This is a genomic window from Pandoraea sp. PE-S2R-1 (assembly GCF_002179865.1).
Classification (GTDB): Bacteria; Pseudomonadota; Gammaproteobacteria; order Burkholderiales; family Burkholderiaceae; genus Pandoraea.
On the sequence record NZ_NGUR01000010.1, the window covers coordinates 998,149 to 1,014,951 of the forward strand.

Annotated in this window: 15 protein-coding genes; 2 read left to right on the forward strand and 13 right to left on the reverse strand. The window is 62.4% G+C overall.

The window, feature by feature from the left end; all coding sequences use genetic code 11:
- Positions 1-36: 36 nt before the first annotated feature.
- The gene (locus CDV44_RS14840; RefSeq protein WP_087688658.1) at positions 37-960 is read right to left on the reverse strand and encodes a histone deacetylase family protein; all 924 of its coding nucleotides are present in this window, start codon (positions 958-960) and stop codon (positions 37-39) included.
- Between the two features lie 594 nt (positions 961-1,554).
- On the opposite strand from CDV44_RS14840, the gene mltB reads away from it, so the two are divergent.
- Positions 1,555-2,628 carry a lytic murein transglycosylase B gene (gene mltB, locus CDV44_RS14845; RefSeq protein WP_249277552.1) on the forward strand — a complete coding sequence of 358 codons (1,074 nt, stop codon included), beginning with the start codon at positions 1,555-1,557 and terminating at the stop codon, positions 2,626-2,628.
- 120 nt (positions 2,629-2,748) lie between these two features.
- Here the strand turns inward: mltB and cysM are convergent, their stop codons facing one another.
- From cysM to cmk, 10 genes are all read right to left on the reverse strand, one after another.
- Entirely contained in the window at positions 2,749-3,651 is a 903-nt protein-coding gene (gene cysM / locus CDV44_RS14850; protein ID WP_058375468.1) for a cysteine synthase CysM, read from the reverse strand.
- 248 nt (positions 3,652-3,899) lie between these two features.
- A complete protein-coding gene (locus tag CDV44_RS14855) occupies positions 3,900-4,730 on the reverse strand; it encodes a helix-hairpin-helix domain-containing protein (RefSeq protein WP_087688660.1) in 831 nt (276 codons plus the stop codon).
- A 398-nt stretch (positions 4,731-5,128) separates the two neighbouring features.
- Entirely contained in the window at positions 5,129-6,133 is a 1,005-nt protein-coding gene (rfaD, locus tag CDV44_RS14860; protein ID WP_087688661.1) for an ADP-glyceromanno-heptose 6-epimerase, read from the reverse strand.
- Position 6,134: 1 nt separating this feature from the next.
- Complete coding sequence (gene rfaE1 / locus CDV44_RS14865; RefSeq protein ID WP_058375471.1) at positions 6,135-7,118, reverse strand: D-glycero-beta-D-manno-heptose-7-phosphate kinase; 984 nt, start codon at positions 7,116-7,118, stop codon at positions 6,135-6,137.
- A gap of 25 nt (positions 7,119-7,143) precedes the next feature.
- Positions 7,144-8,517, reverse strand: coding sequence for a UDP-glucose/GDP-mannose dehydrogenase family protein (locus CDV44_RS14870; RefSeq protein WP_087688662.1), 1,374 nt, complete (start codon positions 8,515-8,517; stop codon positions 7,144-7,146).
- 21 nt (positions 8,518-8,538) lie between these two features.
- Entirely contained in the window at positions 8,539-9,714 is a 1,176-nt protein-coding gene (gene lapB / locus CDV44_RS14875; RefSeq protein WP_087688663.1) for a lipopolysaccharide assembly protein LapB, read from the reverse strand.
- 67 nt (positions 9,715-9,781) lie between these two features.
- Positions 9,782-10,075: a lipopolysaccharide assembly LapA domain-containing protein gene (locus CDV44_RS14880; protein ID WP_042115054.1), complete on the reverse strand. Its 294-nt coding sequence runs from the start codon at positions 10,073-10,075 to the stop codon at positions 9,782-9,784.
- A 234-nt stretch (positions 10,076-10,309) separates the two neighbouring features.
- Complete coding sequence (locus tag CDV44_RS14885) at positions 10,310-10,603, reverse strand: integration host factor subunit beta (RefSeq protein ID WP_017232087.1); 294 nt, start codon at positions 10,601-10,603, stop codon at positions 10,310-10,312.
- 12 nt (positions 10,604-10,615) lie between these two features.
- Complete coding sequence (gene rpsA / locus CDV44_RS14890; RefSeq protein ID WP_058375474.1) at positions 10,616-12,319, reverse strand: 30S ribosomal protein S1; 1,704 nt, start codon at positions 12,317-12,319, stop codon at positions 10,616-10,618.
- Between the two features lie 116 nt (positions 12,320-12,435).
- Positions 12,436-13,131 (reverse strand): (d)CMP kinase, encoded by a 696-nt coding sequence (gene cmk / locus CDV44_RS14895; RefSeq protein WP_087688789.1) that lies wholly within the window; start codon positions 13,129-13,131, stop codon positions 12,436-12,438.
- A 122-nt stretch (positions 13,132-13,253) separates the two neighbouring features.
- Between cmk and CDV44_RS14900 the strand changes: the two genes are divergently transcribed.
- Positions 13,254-14,570, forward strand: coding sequence for an Nramp family divalent metal transporter (locus tag CDV44_RS14900; RefSeq protein WP_087688664.1), 1,317 nt, complete (start codon positions 13,254-13,256; stop codon positions 14,568-14,570).
- A 34-nt stretch (positions 14,571-14,604) separates the two neighbouring features.
- On the opposite strand, the gene aroA is transcribed toward CDV44_RS14900, so the two are convergent.
- Positions 14,605-15,927: a 3-phosphoshikimate 1-carboxyvinyltransferase gene (gene aroA, locus CDV44_RS14905; protein WP_087688665.1), complete on the reverse strand. Its 1,323-nt coding sequence runs from the start codon at positions 15,925-15,927 to the stop codon at positions 14,605-14,607.
- On the reverse strand, positions 15,927-16,799 hold the full coding sequence (locus CDV44_RS14910; protein ID WP_087688666.1) for a prephenate dehydrogenase/arogenate dehydrogenase family protein: 873 nt from the start codon (positions 16,797-16,799) through the stop codon (positions 15,927-15,929). Before CDV44_RS14910 ends, aroA begins: the two co-directional genes overlap by 1 nt.
- Between the last annotated feature and the right edge of the window lie 4 nt (positions 16,800-16,803).

The window sequence follows — 16,803 nt, forward strand, 5'->3', positions numbered from 1 at the left end:
GAATGGGGTGAAGTGAAGGCACCGCTCGAAAGCCGCTCAAACGTCGGCGAGCACCTTCAGATGCGCCACAACGCTGCGGCCGAGTGCCGAGAGGTTGTAGCCCCCTTCGAGACAACTCACGATGCGCCCCTTCGCGTGACGATCGGCAATGGCCTTCACGCGTTCGGTCATCCACGTGAAGTCCGCTTCGGTCAGCCCGAGGTTACCGAGATCGTCTTCGCGATGCGCATCGAAGCCTGCCGAGAAGAAAATCATCTCGGGACGAAACGCGTCGAGTTGCCCGAGCCAGCCGTAGTCGATGGCCTCGCGCGCCGCCATGCCCGATGTCCGCGCCGAGAGCGGGATATTGAGCATGTTCGGTGCGGGGTGATCGGCGCCCGAGAACGGATAGAACGGGTGCTGGAAGATGCCGCACATCAGCACGCGATCGTCGTTGGCGAAAGCCGCTTCGGTGCCGTTGCCGTGATGCACGTCGAAGTCGACGATGGCCACGCGCGACAGACCGTGTACTTCCAGCGCGTGAGCCGCCGCAATCGCCACGTTGTTGAACAGGCAGAAGCCCATGGCGCGTGTCGGCGTCGCGTGATGGCCCGGCGGGCGCACGCTACAGAACGCGTTGTCCAGTTCACCGCGAATGACCGCATCGGTTGCCGCCACCGCAGCGCCTGCCGCACGCGTGGCAGCACGCCACGAATACGGATTGAGCAATGTGTCGGGATCGATGGGGAAATAGCCCGTTTCAGGGATATTGTCGCGGATGAAGTCGATGTGATCTTGCGTGTGCACGAGTCGCAGGCTGGCCTCATCGGCCGCTGGCGCTTCACGGCGCTCGAGCAAGCCGTCGATGCGCCCGGCGATCAGTTGATCCTCGATGGCGCGCAGCCGCTCGGGACATTCCGGATGCCACTCGCCCATCTCGTGACGGACGCAATCGGGGTGCGTATAAAACCCGGTAGCCATTCGATGTGTCGCGTTCGTATCGTTATATTGGAACGAGGCGGGGGATACCCGCCGCGCCGTAGTCTCCACGTCCGGTAGCGGCCGGGCAAGGAGCCTGGCGAGCGTGAGCCGGATTGCACTGGTCTTCATTGGCAAACACTGGCAAACGCCTGCCTATGGCGGACATCCCCCATGAGCACTGTCAGTGACAGGCCCTAAGGTATCACAGGTGCACTCGGTTATACTGCCAGCAGTCTCTTTCCAGCAGACCCGTGTCAGTTGGCGAGGGCCGTTCGTAGTGCAATATGCGAGACGGCCGGAACCGACACGAATGACCGACGCTCTAGACGTAACCGCTAGACGAAACGCTCACGCGACACCGCCGGCCCGCGCCGACGTGTCGCATTCGGACTTCATACAGGCCTGACAGACAGCATGACATCACCGGTACGGATGCAAGACTCTCTCGCGCCGGCGCAATCGCGCCGCGCCCAACGACCGGACAACGGCCGCACCTCCTGCGACGCCCAGCCACTCACACGCTCAATGCGCGTGCTGGGAACGACCTTAAGCGCCACCTTAAGCACAACGTTAAGCACTGCGCTGTGCATCGGCGTGTTTGCCGTCACGACGCTAGGCGCGTCCAGCGTGCACGCGCAGACATCGCGCCCCAAGCAGGTCGCACAGCAATCGACGGAATTCGAGGAAGAAGTGGTGCCGCAACGCTACGCGGCCAACCCTGACGTCGACGCGTTCATCAACGACGTGGTCGCGCGCGACGGTTTCAATCGCGCCGAATTGCAGAAGATTTTCTCGCGTGTGGTGTTCTCGCAGACTGCCGCGCGTCTCGCGGCCCCGCCCGCCACGCCGGGACAGAAGAACTGGATCAACTACGAGAAGCGTTTTCTCGATAACACGCGCATCAACGGCGGCGTGCGGTTCTGGAATCAGAACGCCGACACGCTCGCCCGCGCGGCGAAGCAGTACGGTGTGCCGGAAGAGATCATCGTCGCCATCATCGGCGTCGAGACGATCTACGGCCGCAACATGGGCAACTTCCGCACCATCGACGCGCTCACCACGCTCGCGTTCGATTACCCGCCCGCGCGCAATCGTTCCGAGCGCATGGCGCTCTTCCGCAACGAACTCGAGAACCTGTTGCTGTACGCACGCGAGCGCGCCGTCGATCCGTTCAGCATCTACGGCTCGTATGCGGGCGCCATCGGCATTCCGCAATTCATGCCCTCGTCGATCCGCAACTATGCGGTGGACTACACCGGCGACGGCAAGATCAACCTGACCACCGATGTCGCCGACGCCATCGGCAGTGTCGCCAACTTCCTCAAGCAACACGGTTGGCAATCGGGTCAGCCGATCGTGTGGAATATCGCGAACGACCGGGGCAGTCAGGGGCTGGCGGAAGCCGGTGCCGACGGGCAGCCTGAGCCGCATTGGAAACTCAGCGACTTCATCAAGGCGGGCATGCTGATGAACGAGCCGCGCCTCGATGTGGGCGCGAAGCTCGACACGCCGGTGCTGATCGTCGATCTGCCGACGCCGGGTCAGGCGACGCAGTACCGCATGGGGCTGAACAACTTCTACGTGCTCACGCGCTATAACCGCAGCTTCTTCTACGCGATGTCGGTGTACGACCTCGCCGATGCGATCAAGGCGGCACGCGCGCCGTGATGGGACACACGCCCAAATAGTGGCGTCGTACGGCAGCTTCAAGCACCAATAAAAACGGGACCGCAAGGTCCCGTTTCTTCATTCTCACGCTGTCGTGCGTGCGCTCACGCGATCACGCATTTACGCCGGGAACACCCCCGTCGACAGATAGCGGTCGCCGCGATCGCAGACCACAAATACGATGGTCGCATTCTCAACTTCGTGCGCCAGGTTCAGCGCAATCTGGCAGGCACCTGCGGCCGAAATGCCGCAGAAAATGCCTTCTTCAGCGGCGAGACGGCGCGCCATGATCTCGGACTCCGCCTGCGTCACCGATATCGTGCGATCCACGCGAGCGCGATCGAAAATCTTCGGCAGATACGCTTCCGGCCACTTGCGAATGCCCGGAATACGCGAACCTTCCGCAGGCTCGGCACCGATGATCTGCACCGCGTCGTTCTGTTCCTTCAGGTATTGCGACACGCCCATGATCGTGCCCGTGGTGCCCATGGCCGACACGAAGTGCGTGATACGGCCTTCGGTATCGCGCCAGATTTCGGGGCCGGTGCTTTCGTAGTGCGCGAGCGGGTTGTCCGGGTTGGCGAACTGGTCGAGGATGGTGCCGCGGCCGTCGCGTTGCATCTGCTCGGCGAGGTCGCGCGCGTATTCCATGCCGCCCTTCACAGGGGTCAGGATGATCTCGGCACCGTACGCGCCCATGCTCTGACGACGCTCGATCGACAGATCTTCCGGCATGATCAGCACCATCTTGTAACCACGAATCGCGGCTGCCATAGCCAGCGCGATGCCCGTATTGCCCGAGGTCGCTTCGATCAGCGTATCGCCCGGTTTGATGCGCCCGCGCTGCTCGGCGCGCTTGATCATCGAGAGTGCCGGACGGTCCTTCACCGAGCCGGCCGGGTTGTTGCCTTCGAGCTTGCCGAGAATCACGTTGTTGCGGCGGCGGATTTCGTCGTCGGGCAAACGCACCAGTTGCACCAACGGCGTATTGCCGATGGTGTCTTCGATAGTCTTATAGGCCATTGCGCTAAGCTTTTTCGGTCGGGAATCGAAACATTCTAATCTACCGGCCATGTCCGCGCTCAGGGTAAGGGCTTACGGGAATCGAACGCGCAATGCGAAGCAGAAAGACGAAGGCCGATCCGGGCGTGGTATTGCTCCGGAACGGCCTTCGGTATTCCTGTCCTGCCGTTGTTTACGGCTTAGCCAGAACAAGGGCGGGGTCGCGGCATCACGGCATTACGGCTTTCCGCCTTTACGCCGTTACGCCGTTACGCCTTGGGTGCGCTTGCCGCTGCCGGTGCCTTGGCCTTCTTCGACTTGGCGGGCTTCGCCGGAGCCGCATCCGTCGCAGCACCCGGTGCCGACGCTGCCGACGGTGCGGTTGCTGCTGAAGCCTTCGACGTCTTCGATTTGCTCGACTTCGTGGCCTGGGTTGCATCGGCTGCCGGTGCAGCAGCGCCCGCCGCAGAGGCCCCTGCCGGTGCGGCGGCGGCATCTTTGGCTTTCTTCGACTTCGACGACTTGGTCTTGGCCGTCGTGTCGGTCGCGGCAGCGGCTGCACCCGTTGCTGCCGCTGCCGGAGCCGTCGCGGCGGGGTTCGCCGTCATGGCCGGTCCCGGTGACGTGGACTTCATCGCGGTGCCGGGGGCCGGTTGCATGGTCGTCGACGGCGCAGGCTTCATGGTCGTGGCAGGGGCCGGGGCTGCGGGGGCCTGCGCGGTGGCTGGCGCCGGTTTGGCGGGCGCAGTGGGCGCAGCAGGCGCAGGTGCCTGAGCCGCAGGAGTTGCGGGCGCAGCAGCCGGCTTGGTCGCCGCCGCCGGGGCCGCACCACCGCCCTGTCCGTTGATCGTCATACCTTCGGTTTGCAGCGTCGAGACCGACTTGGCGCCGAGTCCTTTGACACGCTTGGCGACATCGGCGGCGTCTTTGTAAGGGCCGTGCGCGTTGCGTTCGTCGATGATGGCCTTGGACTTGACCGGGCCGATGCCTTTGAGAGATTCGAGTGTCGCCTGATCGGCGGTGTTGATGTCGACCGCGGCCATGGCCAGGCCGCACAGGGCAAAAAAGGTGACAACTGCCAGCAAGAGCTTGCGGAGCATGGTGCAATCCTTTTTGAGACAGTCGGCGACTTGCCGCGTCCAACGTCCGGCGCCATGCGCGACGTTGGGAAAAACGGCGTGGTCCGACGAACCAGACCGGCGATGGCGAGCGGATCGTGATGCCCTCCCGGCCACCTCCTCCCTTTGCTGCCCGTTCCCGTGTTCCGGTGTTCCGGTCAGGCAGCCCTACGCGCCCTTCTCCACGCTTGCGTAGTCAGAACCCGTCCACTCTCTGGCCAATGCTCCCTGACTCGGGTGCACGCCGGAAAATGATACGTATAACGAGGTTAACGCGCCCGAACGCTTCCGGATGACATCCGGCGTCAGGTGCCGTGCAAAACAAAACGGGGAACCCACTGGGTTCCCCGTCGTTCAGCCGATTCGCTTCGTATCGCCGCTCATCGCGCCAGCAACCAGCGCACGTAACGCGAGACGCCTTCGCCCACCGTATAGAACGGTTGCGTATAGCCGCCCGCCTGACGCAGATGGTCGATATTCGCCTGCGTAAAGCTCTGATATTTGCCACGCAGCGCATCCGGGAAGTCGATGTACTCGATCAGTCCCTGACGCACCAGTTCGTCGAGCTCCAGCGGTGCTTCGCCCGTCTCTTCGCGCAACGTGTTGATCACCGCCACGGCGATGTCGTTGAACGGCTGCGCACGGCCCGTGCCCAGATTGAAGATGCCGCTGCGCTCAGGGTGATCGAAGAAATGCAGGTTCACCTTGACCACGTCTTCCACCGATACGAAGTCGCGGCTTTGCGTGCCCGCCGCGTAGCCGTTGTACTCGCCGAAGAGTTTCACGCGGCCATTGGCGCGGTATTCGTTGAAGTTGTGGAAGGCCACCGATGCCATACGGCCCTTGTGCGCCTCACGTGCACCGTACACGTTGAAGTAACGGAAACCGGCCACCTGACTCGGCAGCTTGCCGCCGGCGTCGCGCATGGCGCGGCGCACAATCTGGTCGAACAGAAACTTCGAGTAGCCGTAGACGTTCAGCGGCTTCTCGTATTCGCGCGTCTCGACGAAGGTCTCGGACGCGCCATAGGTTGCCGCCGACGAGGCGTAGAGAAACGGCACGGCCTGCGCCAGCGATGCATCGAACAGCGCCCGCGTGTAGCGGAAGTTGTTCTCCATCATGTAGCGGCCGTCGGTCTCCATGGTGTCGGAGCAGGCGCCTTCATGGAAAATCGCACGCACGCGACCGAATTCGCGACGTTGGAAACGTGCGACGAAATCGGTCTTGTCCAGGTAGTCGCTGATCTCGCAATCCACCAGATTGTGAAACTTGTCAGCGCGAGTGAGGTTGTCGACCGCCACAATGTCGGTTTCACCACGTTCATTGAGGGCTTTGACGATGTTGGCGCCGATGAAACCTGCGGCGCCGGTCACGATGATGGTCATGTCAGTTCGGGAAAAGTTCGGTGTAGTCCACGCTCGCCGTGCCCAGCTTGCCAACGACGATACTGCCGGCACGGTTGGCTAGCACCACTGCCTGCGGCAGCGACAAGCCAGCAGAAAGTGACGCCGCGAGCGTTGCGATCACGGTGTCGCCAGCGCCCGAGACATCATACACTTCGCGTGCCTGCGCCGGCACGTTCAACGCCCCGCCCTTGGTGAAGAGAGTCATCCCTTCTTCCGAGCGCGTGAGCAACAGGGCATCGAGGGCCAGCGACTCGCGCAGATTCTGCGCGCGCTGTGTCAAATCGTCTTCAGAGCGCCATTCGCCCACGACTTGCTGCAATTCCGAGCGGTTCGGCGTGAGGATCGTCGCCCCGCGATAGCGCTCGTAATCGCTGCCTTTCGGGTCGACAAGGACTGCCTTGCCCGCCGCACGTGCCGCCTCAATCATCGGTTGCACATGTGTCAGCCCGCCCTTGGCGTAGTCCGACAGCAGCACAACGTCATAGTCGTTCACCAGTTGACGGTATTGATCAAGCACGACCAGCAACACTTCGCGTGCCGGCATGTTCTCGAAATCAATGCGTAAGAGTTGCTGCTGGCGCGAGACGATGCGCAGCTTGATCGTCGTCGCCAGGTCCGCATCACGTGTGAGATACGTCGTCACACCGCTCGCTTCGAGCAGATCTGCAACTCGGTTGCCCGGTTCATCCTGCCCCAGCACGCACAACAACCCGGCTTGCGCGCCCAGCGACGCGGCATTGAGCGCGACGTTGGCCGCGCCACCCAGGCGCTCCTCATTACGCTTGACGTGAACGACCGGCACCGGCGCCTCAGGAGAAATACGATTCACGTCACCGAACCAATAGCGGTCAAGCATCACGTCGCCAACGATCAGCACGCGAGCGCTCGCGAACGCTTCACGAGGCAGGCGGGGCACATCAGGCACCGGCACCGTACCGGAGATAGAAGTTACCGTGAAAGTCATCAATCGTTCCTTGGTTCCTTGAATGTTATGCCGGCACGTGCAAGCCGCGGCCGATGGCGTGGTACTCCACACCCAGCTCGCGCATCGCTTCCGGATCGTAAAGATTACGACCGTCGAAAATCAGCGGCATCGACAGCGACGCCTTCACACGGGCGAAGTCGGGGCTGCGGAAAGCCTTCCATTCGGTGACGATCACGAGGGCATCGGCGCCGGTGAGCGCATCGTTCTGCGAGGTGCAGAACTCAATGCGTGCGTGGGCCGTCGGATCGTTCGCGAAGTCGAGCGCAATCACGCGGCGCGCTTCTTCCAGCGCCACCGGGTCGTACACGCGCACGCGCGCGCCACGCGCGACCAGCTCGGCAATCACGCGACGGCTCGGAGCCTCGCGCATGTCGTCGGTGTTCGGCTTGAAGGCGAGGCCCCAGAGCGCGAACGTCTTGTCCGAAAGGTCTTCACCCAGACGCTTCACGATCTTGCCGATCAGTACGGTCTTCTGCGTCTCGTTGACGGCTTCCACCGCATCGAGAATTCGCAGCGGCAGGCCATAGTCGTCGGCCGTGCGCACGAGTGCCTGCACATCCTTCGGGAAGCACGAGCCGCCGTAGCCGCAGCCGGCGTAAAGGAAGTGATAGCCAATGCGGGGATCCGAGCCGATGCCCTGACGTACGTTTTCGATGTCGGCGCCCACGCGGTCGGCCAGATTGGCCAGCTCGTTCATGAACGAGATACGCGTCGCGAGCATCGCGTTGGCCGCGTATTTCGTGAACTCTGCCGAGCGAACATCCATATACAGCGTGCGCTCGTGGTTGCGGTTGAACGGCGAGTACAGACGCTTCATCATGGCGCGCGCCTGCTGGCCGTCGGCATCGTCATCCACGCCGATCACGATGCGGTCGGGGCGCATGAAGTCGTCCACGGCCGCGCCTTCCTTCAGAAACTCGGGGTTCGACACCACCGAGAACGACACGGCTTCACCGCGCTTGGCAAGCTCGTCGCTCACGGCGGCACGCACCTTGTCTGCCGTGCCGACCGGCACCGTCGATTTGTCGACGATGACCTTGAAGTCTTTGGCGTAACGGCCGATGTTGCGGGCGGCCGCGACCACGTATTGCAGGTCGGCGGAACCGTCTTCGTCGGGCGGGGTACCCACGGCGATGAACTGCACGTCGCCGTGCGCGACCGACGCTTCGATATCCGTCGAAAAATGCAGGCGGCCCGCTTCACGATTGCGCGCGATGATCTCCTGGAGACCCGGCTCGTGAATCGGCACGCCGCCGTTGTTCAGAATCTCGATCTTGCGCGGATCGACGTCAAGGCAGAACACGTCGTTGCCGACGTCTGCCAGACACGCGCCCGTAACGAGGCCGACGTAACCGGAGCCGATGATGGTGACTTTCATGATTGCGCGAACTTTAAAAAATTAGGAGGCCGCCGGCACGTCGGCACGTCGCGGCGTATAAGTCTCCCAGCCATTACAGCCGGGGCACTGCCAGTAAAAGAGTCGGGCACGGAAGCCGCACTGGTCGCAGACATAGCGCGGCAGCGACTTCGTGCGTTGCGTGATGAGTTTGCCCATCAATTGCAGATCGGTCTGCGTGTCGCCATGGGCCGTCGCGGCGTGCGCTTCGAGCAAACGCGCCATTCCCGGCGCGCTCGGCGCCCGCTGCATCTGCTCGCGCATTGCCTTCAGCGCGGCCTCGGGACCATTCAGCGACAACGTCTTTTCATAGACGATCTCAAGCAAATCGTCAGACGGATTTCGCATCAGCGCGTCGTGTAACAAGGCCAGCCCTTCCGGCGCACGCCCCAATGCTTCATAGGCACGCATCAACCGCTTGGCAGCCAGCCCCAGATAAACGGGGTTCTGCTCTTCGATCGTGCGCAACACGCGCAGCGCACCTTCGGCGTCGCCTGCTGCCAGCAGCATATCGCCACGCAAGAGCGGCGCACGCACGTTGGCCGGGTTGACGTCGAGCGCCGCATCCAGCTCGCGCGCGACGGCTTCGGCGTCCTTGCGTTGCAGCGCTTCCTGCGCCAGTTCGCAATGAAACTGTGCGATTTCCTTGCGGTACGACACGGCCGGGTCGAGATCGCTGAGCGTCTCGGCTTCGGTGAGCGCCTTACGCCACTCTTTTTCGATCTGATAGATCGTGAGCTTGGCGTGCTGCGCCGCCTTGGCGTAGTTGCCCGTTTGCAGTCGGCCGAAGGCTTCTTCGGCGCGATCGAGCAACCCTGCTTTCAGGAAGTCATGACCGAGTTCATAGAGCGCGTGCTCCTGATCGGTTTTCGGCAGATCATCGCGCGAAAGCAGGTTCTGATGCACGCGAATGGCGCGCTCGGTCTCGCCACGGCGGCGAAACAGGCTGCCGAGTGCGAAGTGCAGTTCGGTTGTCTCGGGGTCGAGCTTGGCGACTTCGATGAAGGCATCGATCGCCTTGTCCGGCTGCTCGTTGAGCAGGAAGTTCAGCCCGCGAAAATAGGACGCCGGCAGGTTGCGGCTCTCGGAGAGCAGGCTGCGCAAATCCAGCCGCGCAGCGACCCAGCCGCAGCCGAAAATCACCGGGATGGCCAGTAGCCACCAGACCTCGAATTCCATGGATGCGTGTTGTCTTTGAAACAGTCGATGAGGATGGCGAAGGTCGCCAGCTTGCGCGCCTGCCGGTTCAGACCGGCGGCAGCATCGGCGGCTGGTCGCTCGCCTCGGGGTCGCGCTGCGCCCGCGCCAGATCCCGGCGGGTGCGACGCAGCTCAAGTCGCTGACGCATCAGGCTCGGCAACGTTGCCAGCACGCCGATGACGCCACCGACCACGAAGAACGCCAGGCCGATCATGATGAGCGGTGCCGTCCACGTATGGCCCAGGAACAGGTTCAACGTGACCTCGCCCGTGTTGGCGAGTGCGAGACACAGCAACACCACGAAGACGATGAGACGAACGATCCAAACAATCAGCTTCATGCCGAAAGGCTCCTGCGGCAGGATTGCCGTATGTTTTGCGACTTGTTCGGCCCGCGTGGCACATTGACACTGCCCACGCGCGGGCCGGCACGTGCGCGTATTGTACCGGATGTGCCCTGGGAGGCGGCGTTCATGCAACGCGCTTCACATTTCCGGGAATTGTGTGCATCTACGCTCCCGGAAACAAAAAAGCGCCCTGAGGCGCTTTTTTTGCGTAGTAGATCCCAAAGGGCCTTATTGGTCCGACGCCTTGTGATCAACCCGCTCTCGCAGCTCCTTGCCGGGCTTGAAGTGAGGCACGAATTTCTCCGGCACCATCACTTTCTCACCCGACTTGGGGTTGCGGCCGACGCGCGGTGGCCGACGGTTGAGCCCAAAACTACCAAATCCGCGGATCTCGATACGGTGGCCGCGCGCAAGCGCGTCAGCCATCGCGTCGAGAATCGTCTTCACCGCGAAATCGGCATCCTTGAGCACCAACTGGGGAAACCGCGCCGCCAACTGGTTGACCAATTCAGACTTGGTCATAGGCCTTGGACCTTACTGATTCTGGCTGTCCAGCTTGGCCTTGAGCAGCGCACCGAGGTTGGTGGTGCCGCTCGCTGCCGAGCTGTCCGACGACAACTTGCTCATCGCTTCCTGTTGCTCAGCCGAATCCTTGGCCTTGATCGACAGGTTGATGTTGCGCGACTTGCGGTCGATGTTGACGATCATCACGTTGACGGCGTCACCATCCTTGAGCACGTTGCGGGCATCTTCCACGCGATCTTGCGAGATTTCCGAAGCACGCAGGTAGCCTTCGACGTCCTCACCCAGCGACACGACAGCACCCTTCGGGTCAACCGACTTGACCGTACCGTTGACGATCGAGCCCTTGTCGTTGATAGCAACGAACGTGTTGAACGGATCGCCTTCGAGCTGCTTGATACCCAGCGAGATGCGTTCCTTCTCGACGTCGATACCGAGAACCACGGCTTCGACTTCGTCGCCCTTCTTGTACTTGCGGACGGCGTCTTCGCCGGTTTCGCTCCACGACAGGTCCGAAAGGTGGACCAGGCCGTCGATGCCGCCAGGCAGACCAATGAACACGCCAAAGTCGGTGATCGACTTGATGCCGCCCTTGATCTTGTCGCCCTTCTTGAAGTTGCGCGAGAAATCATCCCACGGGTTCGGCTTGCATTGCTTCATGCCGAGGCTGATACGACGACGGTCTTCGTCGATCTCGAGAACCATGACTTCGACTTCGTCGCCCAGTTGGACAACCTTGGTCGGCGCAACGTTCTTGTTGGTCCAGTCCATTTCCGACACGTGAACCAGGCCTTCGATGCCCGATTCCACTTCGACGAATGCGCCGTAGTCGGTGATGTTGGTGACCTTACCGAACAGGCGGGTGCCTTGCGGGTAACGGCGAGCAATGCCTTCCCACGGATCTTCGCCGAGTTGCTTGACGCCCAGCGAGACACGGCCCTTCTCTTGATCGAACTTGAGGATCTTGGCGGTGACTTCTTGGCCAACCGACAGAACTTCGCTCGGGTGACGCACGCGACGCCATGCGATGTCGGTGATGTGCAGCAGGCCGTCGATACCGCCGAGGTCCACGAATGCGCCGTAGTCGGTGATGTTCTTGACCACGCCCTTGACGATCGCGCCTTCCTTCAGGGTTTCGAGCAGCTTGGCGCGCTCTTCACCTTGGGTGGCTTCGATCACGGCACGGCGCGACAGCACAACGTTGTTGCGCTTGCGGTCGAGCTTGATAACCTTGAATTCGAGGGTCTTGCCTTCGTACGGGGTCGTGTCCTTGACCGGACGCGTGTCAACCAGCGAACCCGGCAGGAATGCACGGATGCCGTTGACCATCACAGTCAGGCCGCCCTTGACCTTGCCGGTGATCGTACCGGTCACGAGGTCGCCCGATTCGAGAGCCTTTTCCAGTTGCAGCCACGAAGCCAGACGCTTGGCCTTGTCGCGCGACAGCACGGTGTCGCCGTAGCCGTTTTCCAGGGCGTCGATCGCCACGGAAACAAAGTCGCCGGCCTGAACTTCGACCTCGCCCTGATCATTCAGGAATTCTTCGATGGGGATGTACGCTTCGGACTTGAGCCCGGCGTTGACGACCACGAAGTTGTGGTCAACCCGAACGACTTCAGCGCTGATGACTTCACCAGCACGCATGTCTTGACGGGAGAGCGACTCTTCGAAAAGCGCCGCGAAAGATTCGTTGGTCGAGGTTTGCAGGTCGGACATAAATGTGGATTACGCCGCTGGCGTCTCAGATCCCGAAGGGGGGGCTGACAAAAACGCACAACGGTTGGGTTAAAGGTTAGACAAATCCGGACTGAGTGACTGCATGAAACACTCGGTCAGGCGCCTTGCGGGTACTGCACTTGCGCGAACCATTCGAGCACCTGAGCCACCGCCTGATCGACGTTGAGCCCGGAAGTATCGAGTACCCGCGCACCCTCAGCTGGCCGTAGCGGCGCTTCGACACGGTTTCTATCCCGTGCATCACGCGCCTCAAGATCCAGCATGAGACTGTCTATGTTAGCAGAAAAACCTTTTTCTATCAATTGCTTATACCGCCTCTCGGCACGGGCCTGTGGCGATGCCGTCAAAAACACCTTCAGTTCCGCCTCGGGGAAGATCACCGTGCCCATGTCGCGACCGTCCGCCACGAGTCCCGGCGCGGTCTTGAAGCCCCGCTGCAAGGCCACCAGCGCCTGACGCACCGACTTGTGCACCGCAATACTCGACGCCCGGTTACCGATCGCTTCGGCCCGGATCGCGTCGGTCACATCTTCACCCGCCAGCCAGATGCGCTGTTCCTTGAACCGCACGTCGAGCGTCTCGGCCAGCACCGTGAGCCCATTGGCGTCGTCCGGGTCAATCCCGTGGCGGGCGCTCGCGAGCGCCGTCAGGCGGTAAAGCGCGCCGCTGTCCAGATAATGGAAGCCCAGCGCGTCGGCAACACGGTGCGCCACCGTTCCCTTGCCGGACGCCGTCGGGCCATCCACCGTAATTACCGAAACCGAATCGTCCACGAACATCGAATCAGGCATCCCTTCGTGCATCCCTTCGTCTCTGTCTATCCAACGCATTGAAAAATAAAACTTCCGAACCAAATAATAATGATTATCATTTAGATGTAGGCGCAACTCGCGTCCCGGAAGGTGTCACTGCCATGCAAAGCCGCGATTATCCCTTAGTCGGCCCCGAATGGGCCCCATCACCCGACGAACCACCGCGCCGTCCGCAGCGCTGGCTGGGGTTCGCCGGCGCGGGCACGCTGATTGCCGTTGGCTATATGGATCCGGGCAACTGGGCCACGGCCATCGCCGGGGGCGCCCGTTACGGCTACACGCTCCTGTCCGTCGTGCTGCTCTCGAGCATGATGGCCTTGCTGTTGCAGTGGCTTGCCGCGCGCGTCGGTCTGGTGACCGGGCGCGACCTTGCCCAACTCTCACGTAGCCAGTATAGCCGCCGCACTTCGCTGGCGTTATGGGCGCTTTGCGAGATCGCCATCATCGCCTGCGACCTCGCCGAGATCATCGGGAGCGCCGTGGCCCTGCAACTACTCTTCGGCCTGTCGCTGCCGGTCGGTGTGCTGCTCGCCGGGGCACTCGCCTTTGCCATGCTCGGTTTGCAAGGTTTCGGACAACGCCGCCTGGAAGGTGCCGTCGCCGCGCTCATTCTGCTGACTGCTGGTTGCTTTGCCGCCCAACTGGCCCTCGCCAATCCGGATTGGGGCGCCGCACTTGCCGGTATGCGCCCGCGCAGCGAAATCGTCGTGCAGGCGGGCATGCTCTGGCTCGCGACCGGCATTCTCGGTGCGACGGTCATGCCGCACAACCTTTACCTGCATTCAGCCCTGCTGCGCATGCGTGGCGAGGCCATGCCCGAACGCACGCCGGCCACGATGACGCGCGCGCTGCGCGCCACACAATGGGACACGACGCTCTCGCTCGGCCTCGCGTTTCTGATCAACGCGGCGTTGCTGATTCTCGCGGCGGCGGTATTTCACGCCAGCGGCAACACCGGCGTGGAATCGCTTGGCGACGCCCACAAAATGCTCGCCCCGTTGCTGGGTAATCAATGGGCCGGCGTGATGTTCGCCGTTGCGCTACTCGCCTGCGGCCTCAATTCAACGGTGACGGCAACGCTTGCCGGTCAGGTCACCATGGAAGGCTTCCTGAACCTGCGCATGAAGCCCTGGCAACGGGCGCTGATCACACGAGGGTTGGCCTTGATTCCCGCACTATTGATCGTCGGCCATGGCGGTGAAGCCCAGACAACCAACCTGCTGATATTCAGTCAGGTGGTACTGAGTCTGCAATTGCCGTTTGCCGTGGTTCCGCTCGTTCGCTTTGCCGGCGATGCCAAGCTGATGGGGCAATGGCGAGTCCGCGGCCTGCTGCTGGCGCTCGCCTGGGTCATTGCCGCGGCCATTGTGGCGCTCAACGGTGTGCTGCTCTGGCAAACGATGACGGGACAGGGCTGATCCCCCGTCCGTCATCGCCATCCCTTCACAACGATCACGATGCCACGCGGGCAAACTCGTCGAAATAGGTCGGGAACGTCTTCGCAACGCACTTCGGATCGTTGATGGTCACCGGCACGCCGCCGAGGGTCACCAACGAGAAGCACATTGCCATGCGGTGATCGTCGTAGGTATCGATGGACGCATTCCGCGTAAGCGCTGCGGGCGGGGTCACACGCAGGTAATCCGCGCCCTCTTCCACCGTCGCCCCTACCTTGCGCAGTTCGGTCGCCATCGCTGCGAGGCGGTCCGTTTCCTTCACCCGCCAGCTCGCGATGTTGCGCAGGGTCGTCGTGCCCTCGGCAAACAACGCCGCAACGGCAATCGTCATCGCCGCATCGGGAATGTGATTGAAGTCCATGTCGAGTGCACGCAGCTTGCCGCTCGGCGTATCGATGCCATGCACTTCGATGGCGTCATCGTGCAACGTGACGCGCGCACCCATTGCAGCAAGCGCGTCGACAAACCGCACGTCGCCCTGAATGCTGTCGCGTCCCACGCCTTCGACTCGGAGCGGGCCACCGCCAATCGCACCCGCGGCGAGAAAGTACGATGCCGACGAGGCGTCGCCTTCCACACGAATCTCACCCGGGCTACGATACTTGGCACCATCCGCCCCTGCCGCCGGCAGCGTAAAGCGCTCCCAACCATCCTGCTGCACGTCGATGCCGAACCGGCGCAGCAAGCGCAAGGTGATGTCAATGTAGGGCTTGGAAATCAGCTCACCCTCGACTTCCACCACAATCTCGCCAGTCGCCGACGGCAGCAGCGGCAGCGTGAGCAGAAGCGCCGTGAGGAATTGGCTCGACACATCGCCTCGCACGCGAATCGGCGTGGCAGGTGCGATAACGTCGGCAGGCTTGATGTGCAACGGCGGATAACCGTCGTTCCCGAGGTAATCAATTTGCGCGCCGAGCTGTCGCAACCCGTTCACCAGATCGCCGATCGGACGCTCGTGCATGCGCGCCACACCCGACACGTCGTAGTCGCCGTGACTGAGCGCAAGCGCGGCCGTCAACGGGCGAATTGCCGTTCCGGCGTTGCCCATGAAGAGCTTGGCAGACTTGACGGGAAACACACCCCCGCAGCCTTCCACGATGAAGTCACGTGTATCGCCCACTTGCGTGCAAGGAACGCCGAGCGCAGCAAGCGCGTCGAGCATCACGCGGGTGTCGTCGGATTCAAGCAAATCGCGTACGCGCGTCGTGCCGCGCGAGAGCGCGGCGAGCAGCAGTACCCGGTTTGAGATGCTTTTCGAGCCGGGCAGGCGCAGCGTGCCTTCGGCGTGCCCGTACGGGCCGAGATCGAGCGTTTCCATTACTTTTCCTGTTGCTTGGCCCAGTCGGTGCGCGCTTGGCTCGTACGCGTGAACACGGCCTCGAGACCGGCACCGTCACCGGTATCAATCAGTTCGCGCAGCGTGCCCAGCGTTGCCAGATAGCCATCGAGTTCGGCAAGCAATGCTTCGCGGTTGGCGACGCAGATGTCGCGCCACATTTCCGGATTCGATGCGGCAATGCGTGTGAAATCGCGAAACCCACCACCCGCAAAGCCGAACTTCAGCGCCGCATCGGGGGCCTCGAGAATCTGCGCAATCAGCGCATAGGACAGCACATGCGGCAGATGACTGACCGACGCGAACACGCGGTCGTGCTGCGTTTCGGTCATCTCTGAAACACGCGCCCCCGTGGCCTCCCACATGGCGCGCACACGCGCCACGTCTTCGCCACGGTTATCGGGCTGCGGACACAAGACGACGCGCCGGTCGCGATACAGATCAACCTTCGCGGCATCGACACCGGATAACTCCGCACCGGCAATCGGATGCCCCGGCACGAAGCGCCAGACAGCCTCCCCCAGCGAAGCGCGTGCAGCGGCAACCGCATCGCTCTTGGTGCTGCCCGCATCCGTCACGATCGTGTCGCCGTGCAGATGATCACGCATTGCGGCGAGCAATGCCGGGGTCTGCGCAACGGGCGCGGCGAGCACCACAACATCGGCACCGGCCAACGCATCCGCCATCGAGGTGGCGGCACGGTCGATCACGCCGAGTTCGCAGGCGCGCGCCAATGATGCCTCGCTACGCCCGACACCGACCACCTCCTGCACGGCCCCTGCGGCCTTCAGCGCACGCGCCAGCGAGCCGCCGATCAGGCCGACACCGCAGATAACGAGTTTATTCAGACTCATGGAT